Here is a 26359-nt window from a genome sequence, read left to right on the forward strand (position 1 = left end):
AGCTAATGCTGGGAACTACGGGAGGGAGGGAGGGAAAACGAAGGAGGCGAGCCTGATCTGCGGCACTTGCGGTGAACGGCTGTGGCTGCTTCGTTCCCGACCTGACCAGGTAAACCATGCCACAATGCGCAGGGGCCCGCCAGCCCTCATTATAACCGACGGCGCCCGCGTTGTGGCATCGTTTTTATTGCCCAGGAAATGACATGCGTATGCGACGGACCGGCTCACGCTCGTACGGTGGGCACTCCGTGCCCACGCGGTACGCACGTCACCTTGCACCTGCAACGGTGAATTGTCGCTCGTGACGCTTCCGCGAGTCACGAACGCTTCCTGGACTTTCCGTCCGAGGCAGACGTCGCGAGCGACACCTTGCGGCCGCCGGCCAACCGGACACGCACGTAACCGCGTGGGCACAGAGTGCCCACCGTACGGTTTGCGCTAGCGGCCGAGCTCGGCGCCGCGGATTAAATCCCCAGCTGCTGCCAGATCGCATCTACCTTCGTCTTGACCTCCGGCGCCATCACGATCGGCGTACCCCATTCGCGGCTGGTCTCGCCCGGCCACTTATTGGTAGCATCGATCCCCATCTTGCTGCCCAGCCCGCTGATCGGCGAGGCGAAGTCGAGGTAGTCGATCGGCGTGTTATCGACCAGCACCGTATCGCGCGTCGGATCGACCCGCGTCGTGATCGCCCAGATCACCTCTTTCCAGTCGCGCACGTCGACGTCCTCGTCCACCACCACGATGAACTTGGTGTACATGAACTGGCGCAGGAAGCTCCAGACCCCGAACATCACGCGCTTGGCGTGGCCGGCGTACTGCTTCTTCATCTGCACCACCGCCATGCGGTAGCTGCAGCCTTCCGGCGGCAGATAGAAATCGGTGATCTCGCTGAACTGCTTCTGCAGCAGCGGAATGAAGACTTCGTTCAGCGCCACACCCAGCACGGCCGGTTCGTCCGGCGGTTTCCCGGTATAGGTCGAGTGGTAGATCGGGTCGCGCCGCATCGTGATGCGGTCGATCGTGAACACCGGGAAGCTGTCCTGCTCGTTGTAGTAGCCGGTGTGGTCGCCGTACGGCCCCTCCAAAGCATGCTCGAAGCCCGACGGATGATTCGCATCCGGGTAGATATGCCCTTCGAGCACGATCTCGGCGGACGCGGGCACCCGCAGCTCGCTGCCGATGGCTTTCGTCAGCACCGTGCGCTGGCCGCGCAGCAGGCCGGCGAACTGGTATTCCGACAGGCTGTCCGGCACCGGCGTCACCGCGCCGAGGATGGTGGCCGGGTCGGCGCCCAGGGCCACCGCCACCGGATACGGCTGGCCAGGATTGGCGATCGCGTGCTCGCGGAAGTCGAGCGCGCCGCCGCGGTGCGCCAGCCAGCGCATGATCACCTTGTTCGGCCCCAGCACCTGCTGGCGGTAGATGCCCAGGTTCTGCCGCTTCTTGTTCGGCCCCTTGGTAATGACCAGGCCCCAGGTGATGAGCGGCGCGATGTCGCCCGGCCAGCAATGCTGGATCGGCAGGCGGCCGAGGTCGACATCATTGCCCTCCCAGACGATTTCCTGGCAAGGCGCGCCCTTGACTTCCTTCGGCCCCATGTCCCACACGGCTTTTACGAGTGAGCCCATGTCCATGATGTCCTTGAAACCGCGCGGCGGCTCCGGCTCCTTCAGGCGCGCCAGCACGTGGCCGATGCGGCGCAGCTCGCCGACATTGTCGGCGCCCATGCCCAGCGCCACGCGGTGCGGCGTTCCGAACAAATTGCCGAGCACCGGGATCGTATGACCGGTCGGTTGCTCGAACAGCAGTGCCGGTCCGGCGGCGCGCAGGGTGCGGTCGCAGACCTCGGTCATCTCGAGATGGGGCGATACCGGGATGGTTACCCGCTTTAATTCGCCTATTTGTTGCAGTTGGGACATAAAATCCCGGAGATCCGAATATTTCATCAACTTTTACTTGTTTTTTCGATTGCTTGAGGTTAATCAAATACAGCGGCCAAGTGATTGATTTGCCACGGTATTGCTGAGCTGGCGTGACAATAATTAGATTTAAAAGTAATTAAGCGCGTTCGTGCTAGTATTGACTTGGTATAAACCACCTCTTAGAATCCCCCCTACTTGATGAGGCGGCCACATTTTGCAGTGATTGTAGCCGTTCTCATAACTTCACGGGGTCGGGGCCCCAACGACATTTTAAGGAGTGTTTTCACGAGGCGTCTGCCTCAAGAACCTTTCGGTTCTATCCCCCGAGACAGTTGTTGAGCCACTGGCAACGCCACCCACCCTTGGGTCATGCGGCCAGCTGTAGCAAAGCAATGACGGCGTTTTGGCCAGCCCACGATGGGTGGCCTGACGATTTTTCTGATGCACGGCATTGGTCACCACCGCAGCGCCTGGAGCGCCGCGACGGGATGCTTTTTGCCGCGACAAAGGGGACTTCGATGATCAATCGTTTGTTCGGCACGAGCGCAAGGCTCGTCCACCTGGCCAGCCAGCCAGTCTCATGGTCTTCCATGGGCAAAACGGCGCGTGGTCTGATGACCACCATGCAGCACACCCTGACCGTTTTCGGTCTCTCGGCAGTGGCGGTACTGGCCCTGCTCTACACGAATCCGGACGCTGCCAAGTCGGTGTCCCGCTTCCTGCACCCGGAGGCCGCCGCTTCCGCTACGCCTGCGGCGCCCGTGGTGGCAGCCCAGGCCGCACCTGCGCCCGCACCGGCCGCCGTGGCCGGCCCGGCCGAGGTGGCCCACGACGCCAAGCTGCTGGGTAATACGAAGCAGCAGCAGAACGTGACTTCCTGGCTGGCCAAGCGCTACCGCGTGGCCGGCGACGCCGCCAACATGCTGGTCTCGACCGCCTACGTGACGGCGCACGAGGTCAAGCTCGACCCGCTCCTGATCCTGGCGGTGATGGCCATCGAATCGGGCCTGAACCCGTTCGCGGAAAGCCCGATGGGCGCCAAGGGCCTGATGCAGGTAATGGCCAAGGTCCACCACGACAAGTTCCAGGAAGTGGGCGGCGCCCAGGCCGCGCTGAACCCGGTCGCCAACATCCGTGTCGGCGCCCAGATCCTGAAGGATTACGTGAAACGCACCGGTTCGGTGGAAGGCGGCCTGAAGACCTACGTGGGCGCGGCCGACTTCGAATCCGACTCGGGCTACGGCGCCCGCGTGCTGGCCGAATGGAAACGCCTGAAGCAGGTGGCGCACGGCCACAAGGTGCCGACCCGCACCCCGGCGGCCCCGGCGCAGATGGTCGTCAAGCGTGCCCAGCCGGAAGCGCCGGCTCCGGCACCGAAGACGGAAGCGGCACCAACTGCCGAAACGCATACCGAGACGCTGGCGGCGAACCTGTAAGCCTCTATATATCGATCCTCCTCATGGCCATCGCTTGCGGTGGCCTTTTTTATAGGCGAAGGTGGCGGGGCGCGTTGGTCACATTGGCAACGGTGCTGGATTCGCAAGCACCAACAAAAAAGCCACCGCGCCGCGAGGCAACGGTGGCTTTCTGGCCGATGCTACTAATATATATAGTAGCAGTACGTTTTAACGCCGCGCGTCGGCCGCCACTTCGTCCGGACGCAGCTTGCCAGCCAGCTTGTCGAGCACGCCGTTCACGTACTTGTGGCCGTCGATGCCGCCGAAGGACTTGGTCAGCTCGACCGCTTCGTTGATCACGACGCGGTAAGGGATTTCCGGCTGGTTCTTCAGCTCGTAGGCGCCGAGCAGCAGCACGCCGTGCTCGATCGGCGACAGTTCGGCGATGCCGCGGTCGATCAGCGGGGCGATCGTTTCGCGCAGCTCGGGCGAGGTGCTGATGGTGCCGTTGAGCAGGGAAGCAAAATAGTCGCCGTCGGCCTTGTCGAAACCATGCGCCTGGCGGATGTTCTTCGCCACCGTGCTCGACGGCTCATTGTTCAGCAGCCATTGGTACAGGCCCTGCAGCGCGAACTCGCGCGCGCGGTGGCGCGGGGTGCGGTTCTTGCTCGGGTTGGCGTGGGTGGTCTTGTCGTTCATCGTGTTCCTTCTGTTTACTCTTCTTCTTCCGGATGCAGCTCTTCGAGCGCCATCAGGAGGTTGGCCATCTCGACGGCCACCTTGGCGGCGTCGCTGCCCTTCTCGGCCATGCGCGCTTCGGCTTGCGCATCGTTCTCGGTGGTGAGGATGGCATTCGCGATCGGAATGCCGTAGTCCAGGCCGATGCGGGTGATGCCGGCGCCCGACTCGTTCGAGACCAGCTCGAAGTGGTAGGTTTCGCCGCGGATCACCGCGCCCAGCGCGATCAGGGCGTCGAACTGCTGGGTCTCGGCCATCTTGGCCAGCGCCAGCGGCACTTCCAGCGCGCCCGGCACGGTCACGTGCAGGATGTCTTCGTCGGCCACGCCCAGGCGCTTGAGCTCGGCCAGGCAGGACGACAGCAGGCCGTGCCCGACGTCGGCGTTGAAGCGCGCCTGCACGATCCCGATGCGCAGGTCTTCGCCCGTCATGTTGCTTTCATAAGTTCCTACGGTCATGGCTGCCCTCTTCTTGTTTGTTCGTTTAAATGGATAGTAAATGGTACCGCTTTACGCCGCGGGGCTGGCGATATACCCGGTGACTTCGAGGTCGAAACCGGTCATCGACGGCATCTTGCGCGGATTCGCCAGCAGCTTCATCTTGCCCACGCCGAGTTCCTTCAGGATCTGGGCGCCGATACCGTAGGTGCGCAGGTCCATCGTGGCGGCGCGGCCGCTCGGGCGCGCACCCGGGGCGTCGATCGAGGCAAATTGCGAGAACAGTTGCTCGGCGGTTTCGCCGCAGTTCAGCAGCACCAGCACGCCGCTCTCGCTCTTCTTGATCGCTTCCATCGCCGAGGCCATGGTCCAGGAGTGGGTGGTGGCCTTGTGCTCCAGGATATCGAGGATCGACACCGGCTGGTGCACGCGCACCAGGGTTTCGACGTCGCGGCCGATGTCGCCGTGGACCATCGCCAGGTGGGCGCAGCCGCTCGGCTTGTCGCGCCAGGCGATCAGCTTGAACTCGCCGTGGGCGGTGTTCAGGGTGCGCTCGGCAACGCGCTCGACCAGGCTTTCGTTCTGGCTGCGGTAGTGGATCAGGTCGGCAATGGTGCCGATCTTCAGGTTGTGCTCTTTCGCGAACTCGATCAGGTCGGGCAGGCGCGACATGGTGCCGTCTTCCTTGATGATCTCGCAGATCACCGAGGCCGGGGTCAGGCCGGCCATTTCGGTCAGGTCGCAGCCGGCTTCGGTATGGCCGGCGCGCATCAGCACGCCGCCCTTGACCGCGCGCAGCGGGAAGATGTGGCCCGGCTGCACCAGGTCGTCGGGTTTCGCGTTCTTCGCCACCGCCACCTGGATGGTGCGGGCGCGGTCGGCCGCCGAGATGCCGGTAGTGACGCCTTCGGCCGCCTCGATCGAGACCGTGAAGTTGGTGCCGAACGAGGTGCCATTGCGGGTGGTCATCATCGGCAGCGCCAGGCGGTCGCAGATGTCTTCGGCCAGGGTCAGGCAGACCAGGCCGCGCGCGTGACGGATCATGAAGTTGATCGCTTCCGGCGTGACGAAATCGGCTGCCAGCACCAGGTCGCCCTCGTTTTCGCGGTCTTCTTCATCGACCAGAATGACCATGCGCCCTGCGCGCAATTCGGCAACGATTTCCTGGGTGCTGGAGATAGACATGTGGATTCCTTGAGAGCGGTGACGGATGCGGGTGACAGATACGGTTGGCGCACGGGTGACGCGCCGCGCGTAATCCGCTATTTTAAAGGATTTGCCGGCATCCGGCCTCCCCTCCCGGCGATCCGGGCACGACAATGCCGCGCGCTCGCCATTCCATCCGTCTCGACTCGTTGCACTACCACAACAAATTAGCAATTGTTCAAATACAATTGTTAAACGTAATGTCTTAGAATGCAACTTCATGGTATTTGCGACATCGGCTGGATTATGATAATCCGGTCTAACGCGTCGGCGTGCTGCCGCCGGCGTATTCTTGGAGTAGTCATGCTGGTACTGCCATTCGACCGTCAGTTCACCGCCGCAGCCCGGGAGAACCACTGATGGCCACCATCCTCATCGTCGACGACCGGCCGAGCAACCGCGCCTATCTGCTGGCCCTGCTCGGCTTTACCGAACACCGCCTGCTCGAGGCGGACGACGGCGCCACCGCGCTCGACCTGGTGCGCGCCCACCGCCCCGACCTGATCATCACCGACATCCTGATGCCGAAGATGGACGGCTACGAGTTCGTGCAGCGCCTGCGCGCCGACCGCGAGCTGGCCGCCACCCGCGTTATCTTCTATTCCGCCGTCTACGCCGAGCGCGAGACCCTGGCCATGGCGCGCAGCTGCGGCGTCGAGCGCGTGCTGAGCAAGCCGTCCGACGCCGACGCCATCATGGAAGCGGTGAACGCCGAACTGGTGCTGGCCGGCGCGCTGCCGAGCGCCCCGCCGAAGGCGCCGTCTTCCGCGATGGACCAGGCCCCTCCGGCCAGCCTCGCTCCTGTCGCGACGGACGAGATTCCGAACAGCTGCGCCGCACCCGAAGGCCAGCTGAACGCGCGCCTGGCCGCGCTCGAGGCGATGTGCCTGCAGCTGGTGGGCGAGCGCGAGGTCGAAGGCCTGGCCGCCTGCTTCCTGCAGGCCGCCGCCCGCATCCTGTGCGCCGATGCCCTGGCGCTGTGCCTGTTCGAGCGCGACGAGCGCAGCGTGCGCCACCTGGCGGCGCAGGGCTTCGACGGCGCCCTGCTGGCGCAGCACGCGGCCAACGACCTGCGCCTGCCGGGCGCCCTGGTGCATGCGCGCGAGGCCCTGCTGCTGCAAGGCGGCGAGCCGCTGCTGGCCACCCTGCCCTGGCCGGCCCCGCAGCCGCGTCCCGGCGCCTTCCTCGGCCTGGCGGTGCGCGACCTGCACCACCTGCACGGCTGGATGTACTTCGTGCGCGCGCCCGGCGCCGCACCTTTCGGCGAGGAAGACCGGCGCTGGGCCTCGGCCCTCGGCGCCCACCTGGCGGTGGCCTACGAGAACCTGAATTTGTACCAGGTAGTGCAGCGCCACGCCGCCCAGCTGCAGCTGGAAGCAACCGCGCGCGCCAGGGCCGACGCCGCCCTGCGCGAGAGCGAGCACCGGCTGGAGCTGGCGCGCCAGGTGTTCGACAGCACCCAGGAAGCGATCATGATGACCGACGCCTGCGCCAACATCGTCGCCGTGAATCCCGCCTTCGAGCGCATCACCGGCTACAGCGAGGCCGAGGCGATGGGCAAGAACCCGCGTTTCCTGCGCTCGGGACGCCAGGACGCCGGCTTCTACCGCACCATGTGGGACAGCCTGGAGCGCCACGGCCAGTGGCGCGGCGAACTCTGGAACCGGCGCAAGAACGGCGAGATCTTCCCCGAGCACACCAGCATCAGCGCGGTGCGCGACGACGCCGGCAAGCTCACCGCCTACGTCTCGGTATCGAGCGATCTGTCGGCCCTGAAGGCCGCCCACAACCAGCTCGACTTCCTCACCAACCACGATGCCCTGACCCAGCTGCCGAACCGCTCGCTGTTCCAGGACCGCCTGCAGCAGTCGATCGCGGCGGCGCGCCGCAGCGGGCGCCAGCTGGCGCTCCTGATGGTGAACGTCGACCGCCTCTCGCGCATCAACGACAGCCTGGGCCACGCCGCCGGCGACGCCCTGCTGCGCGAGGTGGCGCGCCGCGCCAGCGAGATCGCCGGGCCGCTCGATACGGTGGCGCGCCTGTCGGGCGACGAATTCGTGCTGCTGCTCTGCAGCTGCGACGACACCGAGGACATCATCTTCTCGGCGCGGCGCCTGATCGACGCCATCGCCCAGCCGCTGCCGGTGGGCGGGCACGACGTGGTGGTCACCGGCAGCGTCGGCATCAGCGTCTTCCCGCGCGACGGCGACGCCCCCGGCGACCTGCTCAAGGCAGCCGACGCCGCGCTGGCGCACCAGAAGGAGGCCGGCCGCAACGGCTTCCGCTTCTTCAAGGGCGAGATGAACGACCAGGCGCTGCGCTGGCTGGCCCTGGAAACGCGCCTGCGCCGGGCGATCGGCCGCGCCGAACTGGCGCTGCACTTCCAGCCGCAGGTGGCGACGAACGACGGCCGCGTGCTCGGCATGGAAGCCCTGCTGCGCTGGCACAGCCCGGAACTGGGCCGCATCTCCCCGGCCGACTTCATTCCGCTGGCGGAGGATACCGGCCTGATCCTGCCGATCGGCGACTGGGTGATCCGCCAGGCCTGCATGCAGAACAAGGCCTGGCAGGATGCCGGGCTGGCGCGCGTGCCGGTGGCGGTGAACGTCTCGGCGCACCAGTTCAAGGCCGGCACCGTGCCCGCCGTGGTGCGCGCGGCCTTGCAGGAATCCGGACTCGAGGCGCGCTACCTCGAAGTGGAACTGACCGAAAGCGTGATGATGGGCGATACCACCGCCGCCGAGGCCCAGCTGGCCGAGCTGCGCGCGATGGGCGTTTCGCTGTCGCTGGACGACTTCGGCACCGGCTATTCCTCGCTCGGCTACCTGTCGCGCTTCTCGCTCGACAAGCTGAAAATCGACCAGGCCTTCGTGCGCAACATCACCCTCGACGCGCGCAGCGCGGCCATCGCCCAGGCCACCATTGCCCTGGCCGAAGGCCTGTCCCTGCGCGTGGTGGCGGAGGGCGTCGAGACCCTGGCCCAGCGCGACTTCCTCGGCCGCATCGGCTGCGGGGTGCTGCAGGGCTTCCTGTACAGCCCACCCGTGCCGGCAGGCGAGATGGGGGAGCTGCTGCGGGCCGGACGCGTGGCGCCCTGATGCCTTTGCTGCCACGCCTTTACAATAGCGCTCCGACCTTCATTTACAGAATCCTGTCACGGAATCCCGATGCTCATCCAATTCGTCCGTAGCACCTGTCTCGCCGCTGTCCTGCTGGTCCATCCCTTCGTTGCCGCATCCGCCGCCCAGCCCTCCCAGCCCGCAGCGGCCATCCAGCTCGATGCGCCGATCCCGGTCGGCCCGCAGGTGAAGGTCGGCAAGCTGCCGAACGGCCTGACCTACTACATCCAGAAGAACGCGCGCCCCGAGCGCCGCGTGGAACTGCGCCTGGTGGTGAAGGCCGGCTCCATCCTCGAAGACGACGACCAGCAAGGCCTGGCGCACTTCGTCGAGCACATGGCCTTCAACGGCACCGCCAACTTCAAGAAGCACGAGCTGGTCGACTATTTGCAGTCGATCGGCGTCAAGTTCGGGGCGGACCTGAATGCCTACACCTCATTCGACGAAACCGTGTACATCCTGCCGATCCCAACCGACAAGCCGGAGAACGTGACGCGCGCCTTCCAGGTGCTCGAAGACTGGGCGCACGGCCTCGCGTTCGAGGACGCCGAGATCGAGAAGGAGCGCGGCATCGTGCTCGAGGAACTCCGGCTCGGCAAGGGCGCGGGCGACCGCATCGGCAAGAAGCTGTATCCGAAGATGTTCAACGGCTCGCGCTACGCCGAGCGCCTGCCGATCGGTAAGGAAGAGGTGCTGCGCAACTTCCAGCCCGAGACCCTGCGCCGCTTCTACCGCGACTGGTACCGCCCCGACCTGATGGCGGTGGTGGCGGTGGGCGACATCGAGCCGGCCCAGGCCGAAAAGCTGATCCGCGCCCACTTCGGCAAGCTGAAGAACCCGAGCCCTTCCCGCAAGCGCGAATACGCGCAAATCCCGCGCCGCGACGACACCGAAGCCCTGGTCATCACCGACAAGGAAGCCGGCGGCAACAGCATCCTGATCCGCTATCCGGTGATGCCGGTGCGCGAGCCCGACACCGTGCGCGGCTACCGCGAGCAGCTGGTCGAAAGCCTGTTCACCGGCATGCTGAACCTGCGCCTGGTGGAACTGACGCAGCAGGCCGAACCGCCCTTCCTGCGCGGCGGCAGCGCCCTCGGCAAGCTGACGCCCTTCTATAAAGCCTACAACTCCAGCGCGGCCATCGGCCCCGGCGGCGCGCCGAAAGCCATCGACGCCCTGGTGCGCGAGAACGAACGCGCGCGCCAGTACGGCTTTTCCGCCGCCGAACTGGACCGGGCCAAGAAGGACATGATGCGCAGCTTCGAGCGCAGCTACAACGAGCGCGACAAGACCGACTCCGGCTCCTACGTGGGCGAGTACATGCGCAACTTCCTGCAGCAGGAACCGATCCCCGGCATCGCCGCCGAATACGGCTATGCGCAGACGCTGCTGCCCGGCGTGACGCTCGACGAAATGAACGCCTACGCGCGCCGCACCATTCCGGCTGACTCGGGCAAGCTGGTGGTCTACACCGGCATTGCGCGCCCGGACATGCCGCCGCCCGCAGGCGACGCCCTGCTCGCGGCCCTGGCCACGGCCGAAAAGGCGCAGGTGGCGCCGCGCGAGGAAAAGGCGCTCGGCTCGACCCTGATGGCGCAGCCGCCAAAGGCCGGCAGCATCGTCAAGGAAACCGAGAACAAGGCGCTCGGCCTGCTTGAGTTCACCTTCTCGAACGGCGTGAAGGCGATCCTGAAGTCGACCGACTTCCGCAACGACCAGGTGGTGATGAGCGCTGCGCGCTTTGGCGGCCAGAGCCTGTACGGTGACGCCGACATCCTGAATGCGCGCTACGCGAATGCGATCGTCGCCAGCATGGGCCTGAAGGATTACTCGCCGCTCGACCTGTCGCGCGTGTTGGCCGGCAAGGCGGCGGCGGTGACCATGGGCCTGTCGGGCTACAGCGAGATCGTCGGCGCCTCCTCGGGCGCGACCGACATCGAGACCATGCTGCAGATGCTGTGGCTGCGCTTCGACGCCGTGCGCCGCGACGAAGAGCTGTTCAAGTCCTTCATCGGCAAGCAGGTGGAAGCGGCGCGCAACCGCCTGGCCCAGCCGGGCGCGCGCTTCGGCGACACCCTGATCGCCACGCTGTACAACAACCACCCGCGCGCGCCGCGTGCGCTGCGTCCGGAAGAGTTCTCGCAGATCAGCCTGGACCGCAGCATCGCCATCTACCGCGAACGCTTCTCGAGCGCCAAGGACCTCACCTTCATCATGGTCGGCAGCTTCGACATCGAGAAAATGAAGCCGCTGCTGGCGACTTACCTCGGCAGCCTGCCGACCCCGGACATCCCGACCGCCTACCGCGACGTCGGCCTGCGCCCGGTGAAGGGCGTGATCAAGCGCGCCGTCCACAGCGGCAGCGAGCCGAAAAGCACGGTCTCGCTCACCTTCACCGGCGACGCGTCGTTCTCCGACGCCGAGCAGATGCGCCTGCAGGCCCTGGTCGAGGTGCTGAACATCCGCATCATCGAGGTACTGCGCGAGAAGCTGTCGCTGATCTACGGCGGCAGCGCCAGCGCCTCGCTGGGCCGGATTCCGTATGAAAGCTATTCGCTGTCGATCACCCTGCCGACCGGGCCGGAGAACGTGGACAAGGTGATTGCCGCCACCTTCGAGGAATTCGAGCGCATCAAGCGCGAAGGCCCGAGCGCGGCCGACCTGGCCAAGGTGAAGCAGAACTGGATCCAGAACCACCGCCGCGCCATGCGCGAGAACGGCTACTGGCTGGGCAGGCTGCAGTCGGCGCTGCTGGACGGGACCGACCCGGCGGCGATCCTGACGCACGAGCAGCGCGTGCAGGCGCTGGCAGCGGGCGAGGTGCAGGATGCGGCGAAGCGTTACCTGAACACGGGGAACTACGTGCAGGTGGTGCTGTATCCGGAAAAAGGCGCGGCGCCGGCGGCGAAGGAAGCGCCGGCGAAGGCGGCGGAGCCGGCACCGGCAAACTGACCACGGCCTGCGGCCAAAATAAGGCCTGCGGCCAAGACCGTACGGTCACCGCAGCCGTCCCATCACCCGAAAGCGTGAGATCGGCGTCCCGCAAATCCGCTCACTGCTTCAAATACTTCTCGAACCACTCCACCGTCCTCTTGCGCTGGTCCAGCTGGTGCTCCGGCTTGCGGATCGCATGTCCTTCCCCTTCGTAAATCACCAGCGCGGTCGGCACCCCCATCGCGCGCAGGCCGTGCCAGAACTCCATCGACTGCACCGCCGGCGTCTCGACGTCACGCTCGCCCACGTAGATCAGGGTCGGCGTCTTCGCCTGCTTGATGGCCTCGATCGGCGAGGCCCTGCGGTACACCGCCGGATCGTCGTACATGGTGGCGCCGAAGAACGGCACCATCCACTGGTCGATGCCGTTCTGGCCGTAGTAACTGATCCAGTTGGCGATGCCGGCGCCCGCCACCGCCGCCTTGAAGCGGGTGCTGTGCGTCACGCCCCACATGGTCATGAAGCCGCCGTAGGAATGCCCCATCAGCCCCAGGCGCGCGCCGTCGATCGGCGCCTGCGCGATGGCGGCGTCGACGCCGGCCAGGATGTCGCGCCAGTCGCCGCCGCCGAAGTCGCGCCGGTTGGCCGAGGTAAAGGCCAGGCCCTGGCCATAGCTGCCGCGCGGGTTCGGCTGCAACACGAAGTAGCCGCGCTCGACCAGCTCACGCACCAGCGGGTTGGCCGACGCGCCGGCGCCGACGTAGCGCGGCGTCGCGGCCGAGGCCGGGCCGCCGTGCACGATCACCACCATCGGGTGCTTGCGCGTTTGCTCGTCCTTGGCGTGCGGCTGGCGCGGGCCGATTAGCCAGCCCTGGCTGCGGTAGCCTTCGTTGGTCCAGGCGATGCTGCGCGCCGCCACCTGGGGCGCGGCGCCATCGTTGTCGCGGGTGAGCTTCACCAGTTCGTTCACGCGCCCGGCCGCGATGTAAGGCGCCTGCTCGTAGGTCTCGAACACCGACACCGCCGCGCCGCCGTCCGCGCTGAACACGATACGGCCGTCGCGCGAGCCGCTGGCCGTGACCGCGCGCGAGAACAGGCGGCGCGTGCTGCGCGCGTGCGGGTCGACCGCGACCACCGTCATCTGGTCGCCCTGCAGGCTGGAGGCGACCAGGCCGGTCCCTTTCCAGGCCAGGCCGTTGAACGAGCCGGCAAAGCCCGGGGTCACGTCGACCGGCTCGCCACCGGCCAGCGGCACCGTGAAGATGTCGCCGCCGACCGAGCCGAAGTCGCTCATCAGGCCGCCGACAAAGGCGACCGTGCGCCCGTCCGGCGACACGTGCGGCAGGCTGACCTGCATCTTCGGCGCGGCGACGATGCGCAGCGCGCCGCTGGCGGCATCGATGTGGCCGAGCGTGGCCACCCACCAGTTGTTGTCGCCGTTGCCTTGCGCGCTGGTCGCGATGAAGCCCTTGCCGTCGGGCGTCCAGTCGTATTCGTAGACATTGGTGCCGTCGGGCGAGACCATGCGCGCCTCGCCGCCCGCGCCTGGCACGATGGCGATGCGCTGGGCATCCTCGTTGACGCCGATCTCGCCGACCAGGCGTTCGCCCGCCTCGACCGCGCCGGTCTGTTTCTTCGCGCCGACCGTGGCCAGGAAGGCGATGCGGCTGCCGTCCGGCGACCAGCGCGCGGTGTTGGCCACGCCTGCAATCGTGGCCGCGGCTGCGGGCTGGCCGCCGCGCACCACCCACAGCGTGGCCGTGCCGGCCTGGGAATCGGCGGCGATGAAGGCCAGGCTGCGGCGGTCCGGCGACCAGCTCGGGAAATCGTAGGAACATGCGGCGCAGGGGTCGTATTCGGCCGTCACCTTGCCGCTCGCGGCGTCGCGCACGACGATGCGCCCGTGGGGGCGCTGGCCAGGCGCGCCGGCGTCGGATTCGATGGCGGCGATGCGCTCGCCGTTGGCCGTGATCGCGACCGAACGGTAGTCGCGCAGCGCGGTTGGGGTGGAAGCCGTGGTGGGAGCTGCGGTGGGAGCTGCCGCGGCGGCCAGGCTCGTGCCCACCAGGGCGCCGGCAGTCATGGCGCCGGCAAGGGCCTTGGTTACTTTCATTGTTCTCCTCCTCGTTGGCCGCCCTGGGCACGGGATATGCGCGGGCTGGCTCGTCGTTGTTTGACCTGGCGCAGTCTACGCGACATCTTCTGAGTTCGCCGCGCAACGATTCTTATGCCGGCCGCATGATTTTGCTATGAAGCAATGAAATATCATGATGGCTTCTTGCCCTGCAGCTACACTTCCCGGGTAAACCGAGCAGGAGACAAGCATGATCTACAAAGACACCGACAACAAGGAACCGGTCCTCGCCATTCTCGAGAAGATGCTGGGCCTGGCCGGCGCAGGCAAGAAGGCGCTGATCGAGCGCGAGCTGCGCATCATGCGCGCCGGCGTGAAGGGCGAGCGCGAATCGGCCTACCTGATCGACTTCCACCTGAAGGATTCGACCCGCACCGCCGTCGTGCACGACCTGCGCCTGGTGCTCGACGACGGCCGCGTGGCCCAGATCGACCACCTGCTGATCCACCGCACGCGCCGCATCTACATCCTCGAAACCAAGCATTTCGCACACGGCGTGAAGATCACCGAACAAGGCGAATTCCTGCGCTGGAACGACTGGAAGAAGACCTACGAAGGCATGCCCTCGCCGCTGGCCCAGAACGAGCGCCATGCGCTGGTGCTGCGCAAGGTGCTGGAGACGCTGGGGCTGGGCGAGTCGCCGATCGAGACCCTGGTGCTGGTGGCGCCCGACGCGCGCATCGACCGGCCGCGCAAGTTCGACACCTCGCAGGTGGTCAAGGCCGACCAGTTCATGGAAAGGCTGCACAAATCGCTGGAAGGCGCGCCGGTGCTGACGGTGCTCAGCGGCTTGCTGAAGAACACGGTGTCGGACTCGATCGGCGACATCGCGAAGAAGCTGGTGGCGCTGCACCGGCCCTCGACCTCGGACTACATGGCGCGCTTCGGCGTGCAGCGCGACGCGTTGATGCAGGCCGCGCCGGCGCCGTCCAGGGCGGACCCGGCGCCGCCCTCTGCTGCCGCACCGGCGCCCGAAGCGCCAGCGGCCCGCGCAATGGCGCCGCAGGAGCCGGGTCCGGCCAGGCCGGCGCCGCCACGTTCCGCGCCTTCCGCCAGCATGGAGCGGGAACCGGCGCTGGCAGCGGCGGCCGCGCCGCGCGCCGGCCCGCGGGTGGTCATCCTGCCGCAGGGGAGCACCGCCCGGCCGATGACGCACGGCGCCGCTGGCGCCGCGTCTACACACGCTGCCGCCGCGCCGGCTGCGGACCATGACGCGGCGGCACAGCCGCATGCCTGCCGCAGCTGCGGCGGTGCGGACCTGTCCATCGTCTGGGGAAAATACGGTTACTACTTCAAGTGCGGCGGCTGCGGCGGGAATACGCCGTTCAGCGTGGGCTGCGGCGGCGCCGACCACAAGGAACGCATCCGCAAGGACGGGCGCCACTTCTACCGCGAGTGCACGGGCTGCGGCACCAGCTCGCTCTACTTCACCAATCCGCAATAGGCACTGCGGACTGGTTCAGGGCTTCAGACCTTCGAGGCCGACAGCATGCGCTCGACGTAGCGGGCGATCAGGTCGATCTCGAGGTTGACCTTGCTGCCTGCGCGCAGGTGCTTCAGGGTCGTGACCTCGATGGTGTGCGGGATCAGGTTGATCGAGAAGCGGCAGACCCTGGCGCCATCGGCTTCCAGGTCTTCCACGCGGTTGACGGTCAGCGACACGCCGTTCACCACCACCGAGCCTTTATAGGCCAGGAACTTGGCCAGCTCCTGCGGTGCGTCGATCACCAGCTCGTGCGACTCGCCCACCGGCGCGAAGCTGTGCACCGTGCCCAGGCCGTCGACGTGGCCCGAAACCAGGTGGCCGCCCAGGCGCTCGGCCAGGGTCAGGGCTTTTTCCAGGTTGACTTCGCCGGCGGCGTCCAGGCCCGCGGTCTTGCTCAGGCTTTCGCGCGAGACGTCGACGGCGAAGCTGTTATCGGTCTTGGCGACCACGGTCATGCAGGCGCCGTTGATGGCGATCGAGTCGCCCAGGATGACGTCGCCCAGCGGCAGGCTGCCGGCGTCGATATCCAGGCGCACGCCCGCGTCATGGCCACCCGCCAGCGGCGAGACCGAAGTGATGTTGCCGACAGCGGCGACGATTCCAGTAAACATACGGCTTGATTCCTCAGGTTGATTCTAGGGGTTGTTCTTGTTTTTCGAAGCGCGCCAGGATGCGCAGGTCGACGCCGACCTGGCTCACGCCGTGAAAACGCAATGCGTGTTTATCAGCCAGGCGGGCCAGCGGAGGCAGCGCGAACATGCCCTGCCCCGCGCCGATCAGGCTGGGCGCCAGGTAGACCAGCAGCTCGTCGACGCAGCCTTCGCGCACCAGCGAGGCGTTCAACTTGGAGCCGGCTTCGACGTGGACTTCGTTGATCTCGCGCCGGCCCAGTTCGCGCATCAGGGCCGGCAGGTCGACCTTGCCGGAAGCGTTGGGCAGCAGGATGATTTCATGGCCGAGGGCGCGCAACATCGCCGCCTTGTCGCCATCGTCGGCGGCAGCCACGATCCAGCACGGCTCACCCTGCAGGATGCGTGCATCGAGATCGATCTCGAGGCGGCTGTCGACGATCACGCGGCGCGGCTGGCGCGCATTGGCCACATCCATGTCAATCCCGCGCACCGTGAGTTGCGGGTCGTCCGCCTTTACCGTGCCGATGCCGGTCAGGATGACGCAGGCGCGGGCGCGCCAGGCATGACCGTCGGCACGGGCTTCGGGGCCGGTGATCCATTGGCTTTCGCCATTCTCCAGCGCCGTGAAACCGTCCAGGCTGGCCGCCGTCTTCAGGCGCACCCAGGGCAGGCCCTGGCGCATGCGCTTGAAGAAGCCGATGTTCAGTTCGTGGGCTTCGTTCGCCAGTTCGCCTATCGCCACCGCGATGCCGGCCGCTTCCAGCTGGGCCATGCCGCGCCCGGCCACCAGCGGGTTCGGGTCACCCATCGCCGCCACCACGCGCCCCAGCCCGGCCTCTACCAGCGCCTTCGAGCAGGGCGGCGTGCGGCCATAGTGGCTGCAGGGCTCCAGCGTGACGTAGGCGGTGGCGCCGCGCACGTCGTTGCCGCGGGCGGCGGCGTCGCGCAAGGCCTGGATCTCGGCATGGGCCTGGCCGGCCGGCTGGGTGTGGCCGGCGCCAATCACTTCCCCATCCTTGACGATCACGCAGCCGATGCGCGGGTTCGGCGCGGTGATGTACATGCCCTTTGCGGCCCATTCCAGGGCCAGCGCCATGCCTTCGGTATCGGTCTTGATCTGCACTGTGTTCAATGTGGTTGGTTCAGGAAGGCGCCTCGGCGCCTTCGCAGTTGGCGTCGCGCTGCGGGTCGCATACGCGGGCGCGGCCCAGCATGTTGATTTTAATACGCCGGATCGCATTGCCGTAGAACAGTGACAGCGTGCCCCAGCGCGCCGACGCGCTGCTGGTGTCGCTGCAACTGCGCCCGGCGCCATTGTAGGCGATGTAATACGGCGCTGCAGGACTGGTGAAGGCGAATACCGACGCCACGCCGCTCGGCAGCGGCCCGTGCACGGCGATGATGTCGTCCGGCGGGCCGGGTTCGCCGTCGCCGTCGCGGTCGGCGAACACGGTCCAGCCGCGCGCCCACTGCGTGCCCTCGGGGTCGCGCGGCACCATCTTGACGCGCTCGTTGCGCGCGATGGCCTGGGCACGCGCCAGGTTGATGGCGCCGAACAGATCGTTGGTGGCGCTGCGCACCTGCTGGGCGTGCACCAGCGCCTGCAGGTTGGGCAGGCCGACGGCGAGCAGGGTCGCCGCGATGGCGGTGACGATGATGAGCTCGGGCAGCGTCATGCCGCGCTGTGGCCGTTTGCTCATGGCCAGCAGCGTGACGAGGTGCCGCTGGCGCCCTGCTCGCCCGTGCTGCGCATGCTGAGCGTGCCGCATGCGCTGTCGCTGTAGCTGGCGTCCACGTTCGGCGTGCCCGGTGTGGCGACAATCTCGACGCAGTCGCGCAGCGCGCTGTCCGGGCAGGCACGCGCCTCGAGTTCATAGGCGCTCTCCGGCGCGTGGCTGCCCGACCACCAGCGCTGGCCCTCGACCGGCGCCGCCGCCGAGAACGCGACATAGCTGTGGTGCAGCGAATGGTGCCGCTCCTGCTGCTGCATGGCGTCGATCAGCGCCACCTGCCCTTCGATGCGGCGCATCGTCGCCAGGTGCTCGGTATAGCCGGGATAGGCAATCGCCGCCAGGATAGCCAGGATCAGCAGCACGACCATCGTTTCGATCAGGGTAAAGCCGGGACTGCGGTACATCGTCGTTCTCCTTCGATTGAGGGTGGATGTCAGAGCGTGGCGGCATGCAGCTCGGGCCAGTTGGCGACCTCGCGCCAGCCCAGGCGCCGCGCGGGCGCGGTGGCGCTGGCGCGGCGGTAGTGGCCCTGCAGGACCACGCGCGTGGCCTCGCTGGCGCCGAAGCCGATGGCGGTGATGCGGTAGACCGGATCGGCTGCCGGGTAGTCCAGCAGTTCGACGATGTAGCGTGGCGGCCGGGCCGGCAGCAGGCCAAGGCCGGTCGGCATTGCGGCGCCGGTGAAGCGGCCGTATTCGACCGACACTGCGCCAGCGAGATCGACTGCCTGCCAGGATGGAATGCCCGGCGCCGGGACGAGGTGGCACAGGCCTGCGTGTTCGGCGCTGCCGGCACAGGCGGCGATGAAGGCTGAAGCGTTTGCCGCGACGAAGATGGCAGTACGCGGCGAGGCCGGACCTGCCGCGCCGGCGATATCGCGCTCGGCGTCGAACAGCGCCACCTGCGCCGACTGGTGCGCAATATGGCGGTCGCGCTCATGGCGTGCCGACTTGACGGCGGCCAGCGACGCGCGCGTGCTGGAGACCGACATCATCAGCACGGCCAGCATCAGGAACAGGACCGTGACCAACGCCGCGCCGCGCTCGCGTTCTTTTTGAAGGGTATCCATTGCAGCCTCAAGGAACGGTGGCGCCGGTTGCATACACGGCCGTGAAGAGGCGGCGCAGCGGTTGCCCGGGTGCGCCCTCGCCGCTGGCGAGCTCGGCCTGCCCCAGGCGCACACCCGGGTCGCCCGCCGCGTGCGCATCGCTGTACGCCTGCCCGAACAAGTCGTAGCCGGCCGGCGCCGCGACAGTCGATGGCCGCTCGCCATGCAGCAGCAAGGCCACCTTCACATTCGTCACCCGCTTCCACCAGGTCCTGGCATTCCGCTCCGCTTCCAGGTCGGCGGGCGTGGCGCCGCTCGGCACCAGCGCCGCATCCAGGGCGTTCAGCGCGCTGGCGTTCACGAAGCGGTTGGCGATACCGTCGCGCGGCGTGTCGGTGTCGATGCCGTACAGGACCTGGAAACCATCGACGCCGGCCACCACCGCATCCGCGCCCCAGCTCGCCGTGCCGCGGTACTTGCAGCGCAGTTCATCCTGGCCGTCGCTATTGCGCGCCACATAGAAGATGCTCCAGCCATCCTCGGCTTCGTGCACCGGAAAGCCCGCGCAGTTGAGCACACTGCCATCGCCATCCGGCCCCGCCCCGGCGCCGCCGTAGCGCACCGCCAGCACGTCGCTATGGTTGACGCTGGCGGGAAGCGGACTGTCGATGCCGAAGCTGGTCTTGCCAATCGAGCGGTCGTCCAGACCCAGCAGCGGCGCCGGCGCACCCGGAGCCGGCCCGGCGGCTCCCAGGCGCTCCCAATCGGCAAAGGCGCCCTGGCGCACGGCACGGCCGATGACTTCCAGCGCATAGCGGCCGTTGTCGTCGATGGCAGCCGCATCGGCATGGCCGGCATACGCAGCGTTCGCGCCGAGCAGCAAGGTGGAACCGGCCAGCAGCACGCCCAGGCCGAGCGACAGCGCCACAAGCAGCTCGACCAGCGTCATGCCACATTGATGGACTGCGGCCTTCATCCCGGCACCGCCATCGTGACAAAGGCCTGCGCGCCGCTCGCCGGCTGCCCCTGGCGCGCGTGCAGGCGCCAGCCGAGCTTGATGACGATCGGCGCTTGCGCCGAACTGACGCACTCCCAGTCGGGCGCCTGCAAGGCCGGATTCCACACGGCGGCGTCGCGGCAGACCGCGATACGGCCACCCGGGAAGGCACGCTGCACGAGGCGCGCCGTTTCGTACAGGTCGAAGCGGGCCAGGCTGGCAGGGTCGCAGTCGGCGCCATCGAAACACTGCACGGGCGCGGCGTCCGGGTCGCCGTCGTCGGCGTCGTAGTCGAGCTGGAGGTAAGGGTTGGCCGCGTCGGGCAGCGCCATCTGCGCCGGATTGGCCAGCATGCGCGCCGACAGCGAGGCGGCCAGCTGCACGGCTTCGGATTCGAGCGCAGCCTGTTCGCGCAGGCGCGCCACGGTCGATTGCGTGGCCGCCGCACCGATGGCGCCGACAGCCAGGATGAACATCGCGACCAGTACTTCGACCAGCGTAAAGCCCTTGGCACCACAGCGTTGCACGGCCACCTCCACAGGTTCAAGGCGCGGGAATCCGCGCGAGCTGTGAAGTTATCAGCGAGCTAAGGTGCACCCATGCGGCCGCTCAAGCGTGCGCGCTTGCCAAAGTTGTGTGTGCCAGGGTCGCGTAGAACCGCGAATTTATTTGCGCGGATGCCCGACTTCGGCAAGCGCCTGCTGGAACTCGGCGAGGTCCTTGAAGTCTTTATAGACGGAGGCAAAGCGGATGTAAGCGATCTCGTCGAGCCGCTTGAGTTCCTGCATCACCAGTTCGCCGACATAGCCGGTATCGACTTCGCGGCGGCCGCTGGTGAGCAGCTTTTCCTCGATCGAAGCGACGGCGGCATCGATGGCTTCGGCGGAGACCGGGCGCTTGCGCAGCGCAAGCATCAGGCTGCCGCGCAGCTTGCTCGAGGCGAATTCGGTGCGGCTGCCGTTCTTCTTGACGATGATCGGCATCGACAGTTCGATGCGTTCGTAGGTGGTAAAGCGCTTGTCGCATTGCACGCAGCGGCGGCGGCGGCGGATGGCGTCGCCTTCCTCGGATACGCGCGTATCGAGGACCTGGGTATCTTCATGCTGGCAGAACGGACATTTCATGGGGCGCCGATGGTGCTGATGATGCGGATGGTGCGGGGTGATGCAAGGAACGGCGCCATGCTTCCGGCGCCGTTCCTGAACTCTACTACGTTTGCAGCGTCGTGACGATTACGCTGCGTACACCGGGTACTTGTCGGTCAGGACCTTGACTTCGGCCTTCACGCGCTCGATGGTGGCGGCGTCGTGCGGGTTGTCCAGCACGTCGGCGATCAGGTGGCCCACCTTGGTTGCGTCTTCTTCCTTGAAGCCGCGGGTGGTGAAGGCCGGGCTGCCCAGGCGGATGCCCGAGGTCACGAACGGTTTCTGCGGGTCGTTCGGGATGCCGTTCTTGTTGCAGGTCATGTGCGCCTGGCCCAGGATCGCTTCGGCTTCCTTGCCGGTCAGGCCTTTCGCGCGCAGATCGACCAGCATCACGTGCGACTCGGTACGGCCCGACACGATGCGCAGGCCGCGCTCGATCAGCGCGTCGGCCAGGGCCTTGGCGTTCTTCACGACCTGCTGCTGGTAAGCCTTGAATTCCGGCGACAGCGCTTCCTTGAAGGCGACCGCCTTGCCGGCAATCACGTGCATCAGCGGGCCGCCCTGGATGCCAGGGAAGATCGCCGAGTTGATGGCCTTTTCGTGCTCGGCCTTCATCAGGATGATGCCGCCGCGCGGGCCGCGCAGCGACTTGTGCGTGGTCGAGGTGACGAAGTCGGCATGCGGCACCGGGTTCGGGTACTCGCCCGCGGCGATCAGGCCGGCGTAGTGAGCCATGTCGACCATGAAGTAGGCGCCGACTTCCTTGGCGATGCGGGCGAAGCGCTCGAAGTCGATGCGCAGGGCGAAGGCCGAGGCACCGGCGATGATCATCTTCGGCTTGTGCTCGCGCGCCAGGCGCTCCATGGCGTCGTAGTCGATGTCTTCCTGCTCGGTCAGGCCGTAGGAAATGACGTTGAACCATTTACCAGACATGTTCAGCGCCATGCCGTGGGTCAGGTGGCCGCCTTCGGCCAGCGACATGCCCATGATGGTGTCGCCCGGCTTGAGCATGGCGAAGAACACGCCCTGGTTCGCCTGCGAACCCGAGTTCGGCTGGACGTTGGCCGCTTCGGCGCCGAACAGTTGCTTGACGCGGTCGATCGCCAGCTGCTCGGCGACGTCGACGTATTCGCAGCCGCCGTAGTAGCGCTTGCCTGGATAGCCTTCGGCGTACTTGTTGGTCAGCTGCGAACCCTGCGCCTGCATCACGGCCGGCGAGGTGTAGTTTTCCGACGCGATCAGCTCGATGTGATCTTGCTGACGGGTGTTTTCCTTCTGAATCGCATCCCACAGTTCCGGGTCAACATTGGCCAGCGTGTGATCTTTTGCAAACATGAACAAAACTCCAATCGATAAGAGAACCAGACAGGGCAGAGCCGGATCGGCAGGAAGCCTGGACGCAACCGGCCGCGCTGCAGGGTCTGCTGCGCGTGCACTTTGTCGGTTGCCCAGGCGAACGGCGGATGAGGTCTCACGCTCCACGGTGGTAGCCACCTTGCCGCAGAGCCAGGCTCATGCGGTTTTCGCCAGTCACGTGAGACGCAAATGGAGCTCGGATTGTATGTGATGCGCCCTTTTAGGGCAAGGAAACCGCCGACCTGGCGGCAATGGGCCTTAAACAGCTGGCAACATGATTGTTTCGGCTACAATCACCGGGTTCAGCCAACCCGAGGACTCATCATGATCGTTTTCATCACCGGCGCATCGGCCGGCTTCGGCGCCGACATGGCGCGCACTTTCGTCCGCAACGGCCACCAAGTCGTGATGGCGGCGCGCCGCAAGGACCGCCTCGACGCCCTCGCCGCCGAGCTGGGCGAATCGGCGCTGCCGGTGGAAATGGATGTGACCGACAAGGCCTCGATCGAGGAAGCGCTGGCCCTGCTGCCGCAATCCTGGCGCCCGATCGACGTGCTGATCAACAACGCCGGCCTGGCCCTGGGCACCGCGCCGGCCCACCAGGCCCCGCTCGAAGACTGGGAAACCATGATTGCCACCAATTGCCAGGGCCTGGTGACCATGACCCGCGCGATCCTGCCGGCGATGGTCGAGCGTGGCAGCGGGCTGATCATCAACCTTGGCTCGGTGGCCGGCCACTATCCTTACCCGGGCGGCAACGTGTACGGCGCCACCAAGGCCTTCGTCGAGCAATTTACCCTGAACCTGCGCGCCGATCTGGTCGGCACCGGCGTGCGCGCCACCAACCTGGCGCCGGGCCTGTGCGGCGGCACCGAGTTCTCGAACGTGCGCTTCAAGGGCGACGATGCGGCCGCGGCCAAGGTATACGAAGGCACGACGCCGCTGACCGCGCAGGATATTGCCGAGACGGCGTACTGGATCGCGACCCTGCCGCCGCATATCAACGTCAACCTGATCGAGCTGATGCCGACTTGCCAGGGATTCTCGCCGTTCAATATCAAACGTACCTGATCAGCAAGCTCCAACGGAGCGTAATTGATTTTGTAGGGTGGACACCCGTGTCCACGCTGTCCGACCGTCGAGCAGATGCGATGCTGACCGGCAAGCCGGTATGCGTCAGTCCCATACCGCGTGGACACAGGTGTCTTGCGCGGCCCGGCCCTCCTACGAACCCCACGGAAACTGCATATGCACACCGTGCGCCCTGCCTTCGATAATTGTGAGAAAGTGTTACAGTTGTTGTCTTGACAGGGTTGCATCTCGTCTACTACCTCGCAATCCTGGCAATTCACCAGCATGCGCCTGGTCGCGCTCTCCATCCGTCATGTTCGCTGGAGTACATATGCGGAATCGAATAGCGTAAAATGTTTCCTTTTATCATTTATGGCTTGTAGCATGCCCTCCGTTTTCACCTGGCCTGTCAGGGTCTATTACGAAGACACCGACGCCGGCGGCATCGTGTTCTACGCGAATTACCTGAAGTTCTTCGAACGCGCGCGCACCGAATGGCTGCGCGCGGCGGGCATTGGCCAGCAGGACCTGATCGCATCCGACAATGCCGGCTTCGTGGTGAAAAGCGCCACCATCGACTACCACGCGCCGGCGCGCCTGGACGACGAAATCACGCTCACCCTGGCGGTCGAAAAGCTCGGCCGCGCCTCGGTGCAGTTCGCGCAGAAGGCCTACCGCGGCGACCAACTCCTGGCCGAAGCCAGCGTCAAGGTCGGCTGCGTCGACCTCGCGTCTGTACGGCCGCGCTCGCTCCCCGGCCACGTGGCTGATAAAATGCGTGCCGCTTGAATAAACCGACAATATTGCCCAACCGATGACCCCGACCCACGACCTTTCCTTCATTGCCCTGATCAGTAACGCGCATATCCTGGTGCAGCTCATCATGCTGTTGCTGTTGCTGTTGTCGGTCTTCTCGTGGTCGTACATCTTCCGCAAGCTGTTCGCGATCCGCGCCGCACGGCGCCAGACCGAGCAGTTCGAGCGCAGCTTCTGGGCCGGCGGCAACCTGCACACCCTGCACCAGAGCGCCAGCGCCCAGCGCGACCAGAGCGGTGCCCTGGCCCGCATCTTCGAAGCCGGCATGGGTGAGTTCATCAAGGGCAAGCAAGCCTCGCGCGACGCCCTCGACATGGGCGCGGTCCTCGACGGCGCCCGCCGTGCCATGCGCGCCGCCTTCCAGCGCGAACTCGACGCGCTCGACCTGCACCTGAACTTCCTGGCATCGGTCGGCTCGGTCTCGCCCTACATCGGCCTGCTCGGCACCGTCTGGGGCATCATGAACGCCTTCCGCGGCCTGGCAAATGTCCAGCAAGCGACGCTGGCCGTGGTCGCCCCCGGCATTGCCGAAGCGCTGATCGCCACCGCCATCGGCCTGTTCGCCGCGATTCCTGCCGTGGTCGCCTACAACCGCTTCACCCACGACATCGACCGCCTGGCGATCCGCTTCGAGAGCTTCGTCGAGGAATTTTCGAACATCCTGCAGCGCCAGTCGCGCTGATCGGCAGGAGGAACCGACATGGCCTATTCCGGCAGCAGCATGCGCAGCGGGCGCCGCAGCAAACTGAAATCCGAGATCAACGTCGTGCCCTACATCGACGTGATGCTGGTGCTGCTCATCATCTTCATGGCGGTGCCAGCCAACGAGACGCCAAATGTGGTGAATTTGCCACGCGCCGAAAAGTCGACGCTGCCGCCTGACACCTATATCCAGATTTCGATCAAGCCGAACGCGGAACTCTCGATCGGTGTCCACGGCAAGGAATCGACGCCGGCCGAAAGCATGGACAACCGCGCCGCCCTGCTCGCCCGCCTGCGCACCCTGCACCAGGACAACCCGGATTACCCGGTGCTGATCGCCGGCGACCGCGAAAGCAAGTACGAGGAAGTGATCGAGATGATCTCGGAAGCGAAGAAGATGGGCATCGCCCGTGTTGGCCTTGCCACCCAGTAAAGAGTCATACCAGGAATGAAGCCAGCTTCCCCCGGCGCCCCGTACACGGTGCCGCCCGAACCGAGCCGCATGCCAGCGATCCTGCTGGCGCTGGCCGTGCACGCCCTGCTGCTGGCCTTTTTGTATTTCGGTATCAGCTGGCAGAGCAATACCCCGATCTCGGTCGAGGCGGAAGTCTGGGACATGAAGGTCGAGACGGCTGCCGCGCCGCCGCTGCCGGCGCCTCCGGCGGAAGCGGAACCGCAGCCCGAACCGGAACCGACGCCGCCAGCGCCGACGCCACCGCCGCCCACGCCGAAAGTGGTGGAGCCGGAGCCAGTAAAACCGGCCGCGCCGGACATCGCGCTCGAGCGCGAGAAGCAGCGCAAGATCGAGCTGGCGAAGAAGGAACGCGACGAGCGTGAACTGGCGCAGAAGAAGGAACGCGAACTCGCGGAGAAAAAGGAACGCGAAGAGCAAAAGCGCAAGGAACTCGCCGAGGAAAAGCGGCGTGAAGAATTGAAGGAACGCGAAGAGCAGAAAAAAGAACTCGCCGAGAAAAAGAAGGAAGAAGAGAAAAAGAAAGAAGCGGAGAAAAAGCTCGCCGCCGAGAAAGCCGAAAAAGCCGAAGCCGACAAGAAAAAGAAACTCGCCGCCGAAAAAGCCGCGAAAGCAAAAGCCGACGCCGCCGAAAAGGCCCAGCTCGATAAACTGCGCGACCTGGAACTCAAGCGCATTGCGGGTGCCGCCGGTTCGACCGGCAATGCCCAGAAATCGAGCGCGCCAAAACTCGACAGCGGTTACCAGGCGGCGATTGCGGCCAAGGTCAAGAGCAATACGGTCTATCCGGGCGGCGACGAGCCGGGTAATCCGACCGTCGAATTCCGCATCGAGCAACTGCCGACCGGTGAAATCCTGTCGGTGCGCAAGACCAAGAGCAGTGGCGTTCCGGCTTTCGACGAAGCAGTGGAAAGGGGCATTAACAAATCGTCACCACTACCGAAGAAAAAAGATGGTACGGTAGAACGGACTTTCCCACTCGTCTTCAAGTTAAAAGATTTGCAGTGACCA

Annotated in this window: 23 protein-coding genes, 1 other RNA gene and 1 riboswitch; of the genes, 9 read left to right on the forward strand and 15 right to left on the reverse strand. The window is 66.1% G+C overall.

The window, feature by feature from the left end; genetic code table 11:
• Positions 1-42: 42 nt before the first annotated feature.
• Together ffs and ubiD are read right to left on the reverse strand one after the other, a co-directional pair.
• An RNA gene (gene ffs, locus LK540_RS21380) (signal recognition particle sRNA small type) lies at positions 43-141 on the reverse strand.
• Positions 142-464: 323 nt separating this feature from the next.
• Entirely contained in the window at positions 465-1949 is a 1485-nt protein-coding gene (ubiD, locus tag LK540_RS21385; protein ID WP_229439347.1) for a 4-hydroxy-3-polyprenylbenzoate decarboxylase, read from the reverse strand.
• Positions 1950-2539: 590 nt separating this feature from the next.
• On the opposite strand from ubiD, the gene LK540_RS21390 reads away from it, so the two are divergent.
• Entirely contained in the window at positions 2540-3361 is an 822-nt protein-coding gene (locus LK540_RS21390) for a transglycosylase SLT domain-containing protein (protein ID WP_229439348.1), read from the forward strand.
• A gap of 189 nt (positions 3362-3550) precedes the next feature.
• On the opposite strand, the gene nusB is transcribed toward LK540_RS21390, so the two are convergent.
• Genes nusB through ribBA form a run of 3 tightly spaced genes read right to left on the reverse strand, consistent with a single transcriptional unit; the run spans position 3551 to position 5682 of the window.
• On the reverse strand, positions 3551-4021 hold the full coding sequence (gene nusB / locus LK540_RS21395; RefSeq protein WP_229439349.1) for a transcription antitermination factor NusB: 471 nt from the start codon (positions 4019-4021) through the stop codon (positions 3551-3553).
• Between the two features lie 14 nt (positions 4022-4035).
• Positions 4036-4518 carry a 6,7-dimethyl-8-ribityllumazine synthase gene (ribH, locus tag LK540_RS21400; protein WP_229439350.1) on the reverse strand — a complete coding sequence of 161 codons (483 nt, stop codon included), beginning with the start codon at positions 4516-4518 and terminating at the stop codon, positions 4036-4038.
• Positions 4519-4569: 51 nt separating this feature from the next.
• Entirely contained in the window at positions 4570-5682 is a 1113-nt protein-coding gene (gene ribBA, locus LK540_RS21405) for a bifunctional 3,4-dihydroxy-2-butanone-4-phosphate synthase/GTP cyclohydrolase II (protein WP_229439351.1), read from the reverse strand.
• 380 nt (positions 5683-6062) lie between these two features.
• On the opposite strand from ribBA, the gene LK540_RS21410 reads away from it, so the two are divergent.
• Positions 6063-8801: an EAL domain-containing protein gene (locus LK540_RS21410; protein WP_229439352.1), complete on the forward strand. Its 2739-nt coding sequence runs from the start codon at positions 6063-6065 to the stop codon at positions 8799-8801.
• Between the two features lie 69 nt (positions 8802-8870).
• Complete coding sequence (locus LK540_RS21415) at positions 8871-11774, forward strand: pitrilysin family protein (RefSeq protein ID WP_229439353.1); 2904 nt, start codon at positions 8871-8873, stop codon at positions 11772-11774.
• A gap of 100 nt (positions 11775-11874) precedes the next feature.
• On the opposite strand, the gene LK540_RS21420 is transcribed toward LK540_RS21415, so the two are convergent.
• Positions 11875-13869, reverse strand: coding sequence for a S9 family peptidase (locus LK540_RS21420; protein WP_229439354.1), 1995 nt, complete (start codon positions 13867-13869; stop codon positions 11875-11877).
• Between the two features lie 211 nt (positions 13870-14080).
• On the opposite strand from LK540_RS21420, the gene LK540_RS21425 reads away from it, so the two are divergent.
• Positions 14081-15334, forward strand: a complete 1254-nt coding sequence (locus LK540_RS21425) for a nuclease-related domain-containing protein (RefSeq protein ID WP_229439355.1) — start codon at positions 14081-14083, stop codon at positions 15332-15334.
• A 23-nt stretch (positions 15335-15357) separates the two neighbouring features.
• Here the strand turns inward: LK540_RS21425 and LK540_RS21430 are convergent, their stop codons facing one another.
• The 9 genes from LK540_RS21430 to glyA all read right to left on the reverse strand — a co-directional run bounded on the left by LK540_RS21430 (position 15358) and on the right by glyA (position 22266).
• Positions 15358-15987, reverse strand: a complete 630-nt coding sequence (locus LK540_RS21430) for a riboflavin synthase (RefSeq protein WP_229439356.1) — start codon at positions 15985-15987, stop codon at positions 15358-15360.
• Positions 15988-16000: 13 nt separating this feature from the next.
• Complete coding sequence (gene ribD / locus LK540_RS21435) at positions 16001-17131, reverse strand: bifunctional diaminohydroxyphosphoribosylaminopyrimidine deaminase/5-amino-6-(5-phosphoribosylamino)uracil reductase RibD (protein WP_229439461.1); 1131 nt, start codon at positions 17129-17131, stop codon at positions 16001-16003.
• A 19-nt stretch (positions 17132-17150) separates the two neighbouring features.
• Positions 17151-17708 (reverse strand): GspH/FimT family pseudopilin, encoded by a 558-nt coding sequence (locus tag LK540_RS21440; RefSeq protein ID WP_229439357.1) that lies wholly within the window; start codon positions 17706-17708, stop codon positions 17151-17153.
• Positions 17705-18145, reverse strand: coding sequence for a type IV pilin protein (locus tag LK540_RS21445; RefSeq protein ID WP_229439358.1), 441 nt, complete (start codon positions 18143-18145; stop codon positions 17705-17707). The genes LK540_RS21440 and LK540_RS21445 overlap by 4 nt, the downstream gene beginning before the upstream one ends.
• A 29-nt stretch (positions 18146-18174) precedes the next feature.
• Positions 18175-18810 (reverse strand): PilX N-terminal domain-containing pilus assembly protein, encoded by a 636-nt coding sequence (locus LK540_RS21450; RefSeq protein ID WP_229439359.1) that lies wholly within the window; start codon positions 18808-18810, stop codon positions 18175-18177.
• Positions 18811-18817: 7 nt separating this feature from the next.
• Complete coding sequence (locus LK540_RS21455; protein WP_229439360.1) at positions 18818-19765, reverse strand: PilW family protein; 948 nt, start codon at positions 19763-19765, stop codon at positions 18818-18820.
• Positions 19762-20313, reverse strand: a complete 552-nt coding sequence (gene pilV, locus LK540_RS21460) for a type IV pilus modification protein PilV (RefSeq protein ID WP_229439361.1) — start codon at positions 20311-20313, stop codon at positions 19762-19764. The genes LK540_RS21455 and pilV overlap by 4 nt, the downstream gene beginning before the upstream one ends.
• Before the next feature lie 138 nt (positions 20314-20451).
• Positions 20452-20910: a transcriptional regulator NrdR gene (nrdR, locus tag LK540_RS21465; RefSeq protein WP_229439362.1), complete on the reverse strand. Its 459-nt coding sequence runs from the start codon at positions 20908-20910 to the stop codon at positions 20452-20454.
• A gap of 108 nt (positions 20911-21018) precedes the next feature.
• A complete protein-coding gene (gene glyA, locus LK540_RS21470; protein WP_229439363.1) occupies positions 21019-22266 on the reverse strand; it encodes a serine hydroxymethyltransferase in 1248 nt (415 codons plus the stop codon).
• A 104-nt stretch (positions 22267-22370) separates the two neighbouring features.
• A riboswitch (ZMP/ZTP riboswitch) is annotated at positions 22371-22475 on the reverse strand.
• 136 nt (positions 22476-22611) lie between these two features.
• On the opposite strand from glyA, the gene LK540_RS21475 reads away from it, so the two are divergent.
• The 5 genes from LK540_RS21475 to tolA all read left to right on the forward strand — a co-directional run bounded on the left by LK540_RS21475 (position 22612) and on the right by tolA (position 26356).
• The gene (locus tag LK540_RS21475; protein ID WP_229439364.1) at positions 22612-23358 is read left to right on the forward strand and encodes an SDR family oxidoreductase; all 747 of its coding nucleotides are present in this window, start codon (positions 22612-22614) and stop codon (positions 23356-23358) included.
• Positions 23359-23742: 384 nt separating this feature from the next.
• The gene (gene ybgC, locus LK540_RS21480) at positions 23743-24147 is read left to right on the forward strand and encodes a tol-pal system-associated acyl-CoA thioesterase (RefSeq protein ID WP_229439365.1); all 405 of its coding nucleotides are present in this window, start codon (positions 23743-23745) and stop codon (positions 24145-24147) included.
• Positions 24148-24172: 25 nt separating this feature from the next.
• Complete coding sequence (gene tolQ, locus LK540_RS21485) at positions 24173-24856, forward strand: protein TolQ (RefSeq protein WP_229439366.1); 684 nt, start codon at positions 24173-24175, stop codon at positions 24854-24856.
• An 18-nt stretch (positions 24857-24874) separates the two neighbouring features.
• On the forward strand, positions 24875-25309 hold the full coding sequence (locus LK540_RS21490; protein ID WP_229439367.1) for a biopolymer transporter ExbD: 435 nt from the start codon (positions 24875-24877) through the stop codon (positions 25307-25309).
• A gap of 15 nt (positions 25310-25324) precedes the next feature.
• Entirely contained in the window at positions 25325-26356 is a 1032-nt protein-coding gene (gene tolA, locus LK540_RS21495) for a cell envelope integrity protein TolA (protein ID WP_229439368.1), read from the forward strand.
• Positions 26357-26359 lie beyond the last annotated feature (3 nt).

The sequence above is a fragment of the Massilia sp. IC2-278 genome, from assembly GCF_020708045.1.
GTDB lineage: Bacteria > Pseudomonadota > Gammaproteobacteria > Burkholderiales > Burkholderiaceae_D > Telluria.

Coding starts and splice junctions, on each gene's coding strand:
- LK540_RS21445 (WP_229439358.1), bottom strand. CDS start 18,145: ATGTACCGCAGTCCCGGCTTTACCCTGATCGAAACGATGGTCGTGCTG.
- LK540_RS21410 (WP_229439352.1), top strand. CDS start 6,063: ATGGCCACCATCCTCATCGTCGACGACCGGCCGAGCAACCGCGCCTAT.
- LK540_RS21490 (WP_229439367.1), top strand. CDS start 24,875: ATGGCCTATTCCGGCAGCAGCATGCGCAGCGGGCGCCGCAGCAAACTG.
- glyA (WP_229439363.1), bottom strand. CDS start 22,266: ATGTTTGCAAAAGATCACACGCTGGCCAATGTTGACCCGGAACTGTGG.
- tolQ (WP_229439366.1), top strand. CDS start 24,173: ATGACCCCGACCCACGACCTTTCCTTCATTGCCCTGATCAGTAACGCG.
- ubiD (WP_229439347.1), bottom strand. CDS start 1,949: ATGAAATATTCGGATCTCCGGGATTTTATGTCCCAACTGCAACAAATA.
- LK540_RS21390 (WP_229439348.1), top strand. CDS start 2,540: ATGACCACCATGCAGCACACCCTGACCGTTTTCGGTCTCTCGGCAGTG.
- nusB (WP_229439349.1), bottom strand. CDS start 4,021: ATGAACGACAAGACCACCCACGCCAACCCGAGCAAGAACCGCACCCCG.
- LK540_RS21425 (WP_229439355.1), top strand. CDS start 14,081: ATGATCTACAAAGACACCGACAACAAGGAACCGGTCCTCGCCATTCTC.
- tolA (WP_229439368.1), top strand. CDS start 25,325: ATGAAGCCAGCTTCCCCCGGCGCCCCGTACACGGTGCCGCCCGAACCG.
- ribBA (WP_229439351.1), bottom strand. CDS start 5,682: ATGTCTATCTCCAGCACCCAGGAAATCGTTGCCGAATTGCGCGCAGGG.
- LK540_RS21420 (WP_229439354.1), bottom strand. CDS start 13,869: ATGAAAGTAACCAAGGCCCTTGCCGGCGCCATGACTGCCGGCGCCCTG.
- LK540_RS21455 (WP_229439360.1), bottom strand. CDS start 19,765: ATGAAGGCCGCAGTCCATCAATGTGGCATGACGCTGGTCGAGCTGCTT.
- LK540_RS21440 (WP_229439357.1), bottom strand. CDS start 17,708: ATGAGCAAACGGCCACAGCGCGGCATGACGCTGCCCGAGCTCATCATC.
- LK540_RS21415 (WP_229439353.1), top strand. CDS start 8,871: ATGCTCATCCAATTCGTCCGTAGCACCTGTCTCGCCGCTGTCCTGCTG.
- LK540_RS21430 (WP_229439356.1), bottom strand. CDS start 15,987: ATGTTTACTGGAATCGTCGCCGCTGTCGGCAACATCACTTCGGTCTCG.
- nrdR (WP_229439362.1), bottom strand. CDS start 20,910: ATGAAATGTCCGTTCTGCCAGCATGAAGATACCCAGGTCCTCGATACG.
- ribH (WP_229439350.1), bottom strand. CDS start 4,518: ATGACCGTAGGAACTTATGAAAGCAACATGACGGGCGAAGACCTGCGC.
- LK540_RS21475 (WP_229439364.1), top strand. CDS start 22,612: ATGATCGTTTTCATCACCGGCGCATCGGCCGGCTTCGGCGCCGACATG.
- ybgC (WP_229439365.1), top strand. CDS start 23,743: ATGCCCTCCGTTTTCACCTGGCCTGTCAGGGTCTATTACGAAGACACC.
- LK540_RS21450 (WP_229439359.1), bottom strand. CDS start 18,810: ATGGATACCCTTCAAAAAGAACGCGAGCGCGGCGCGGCGTTGGTCACG.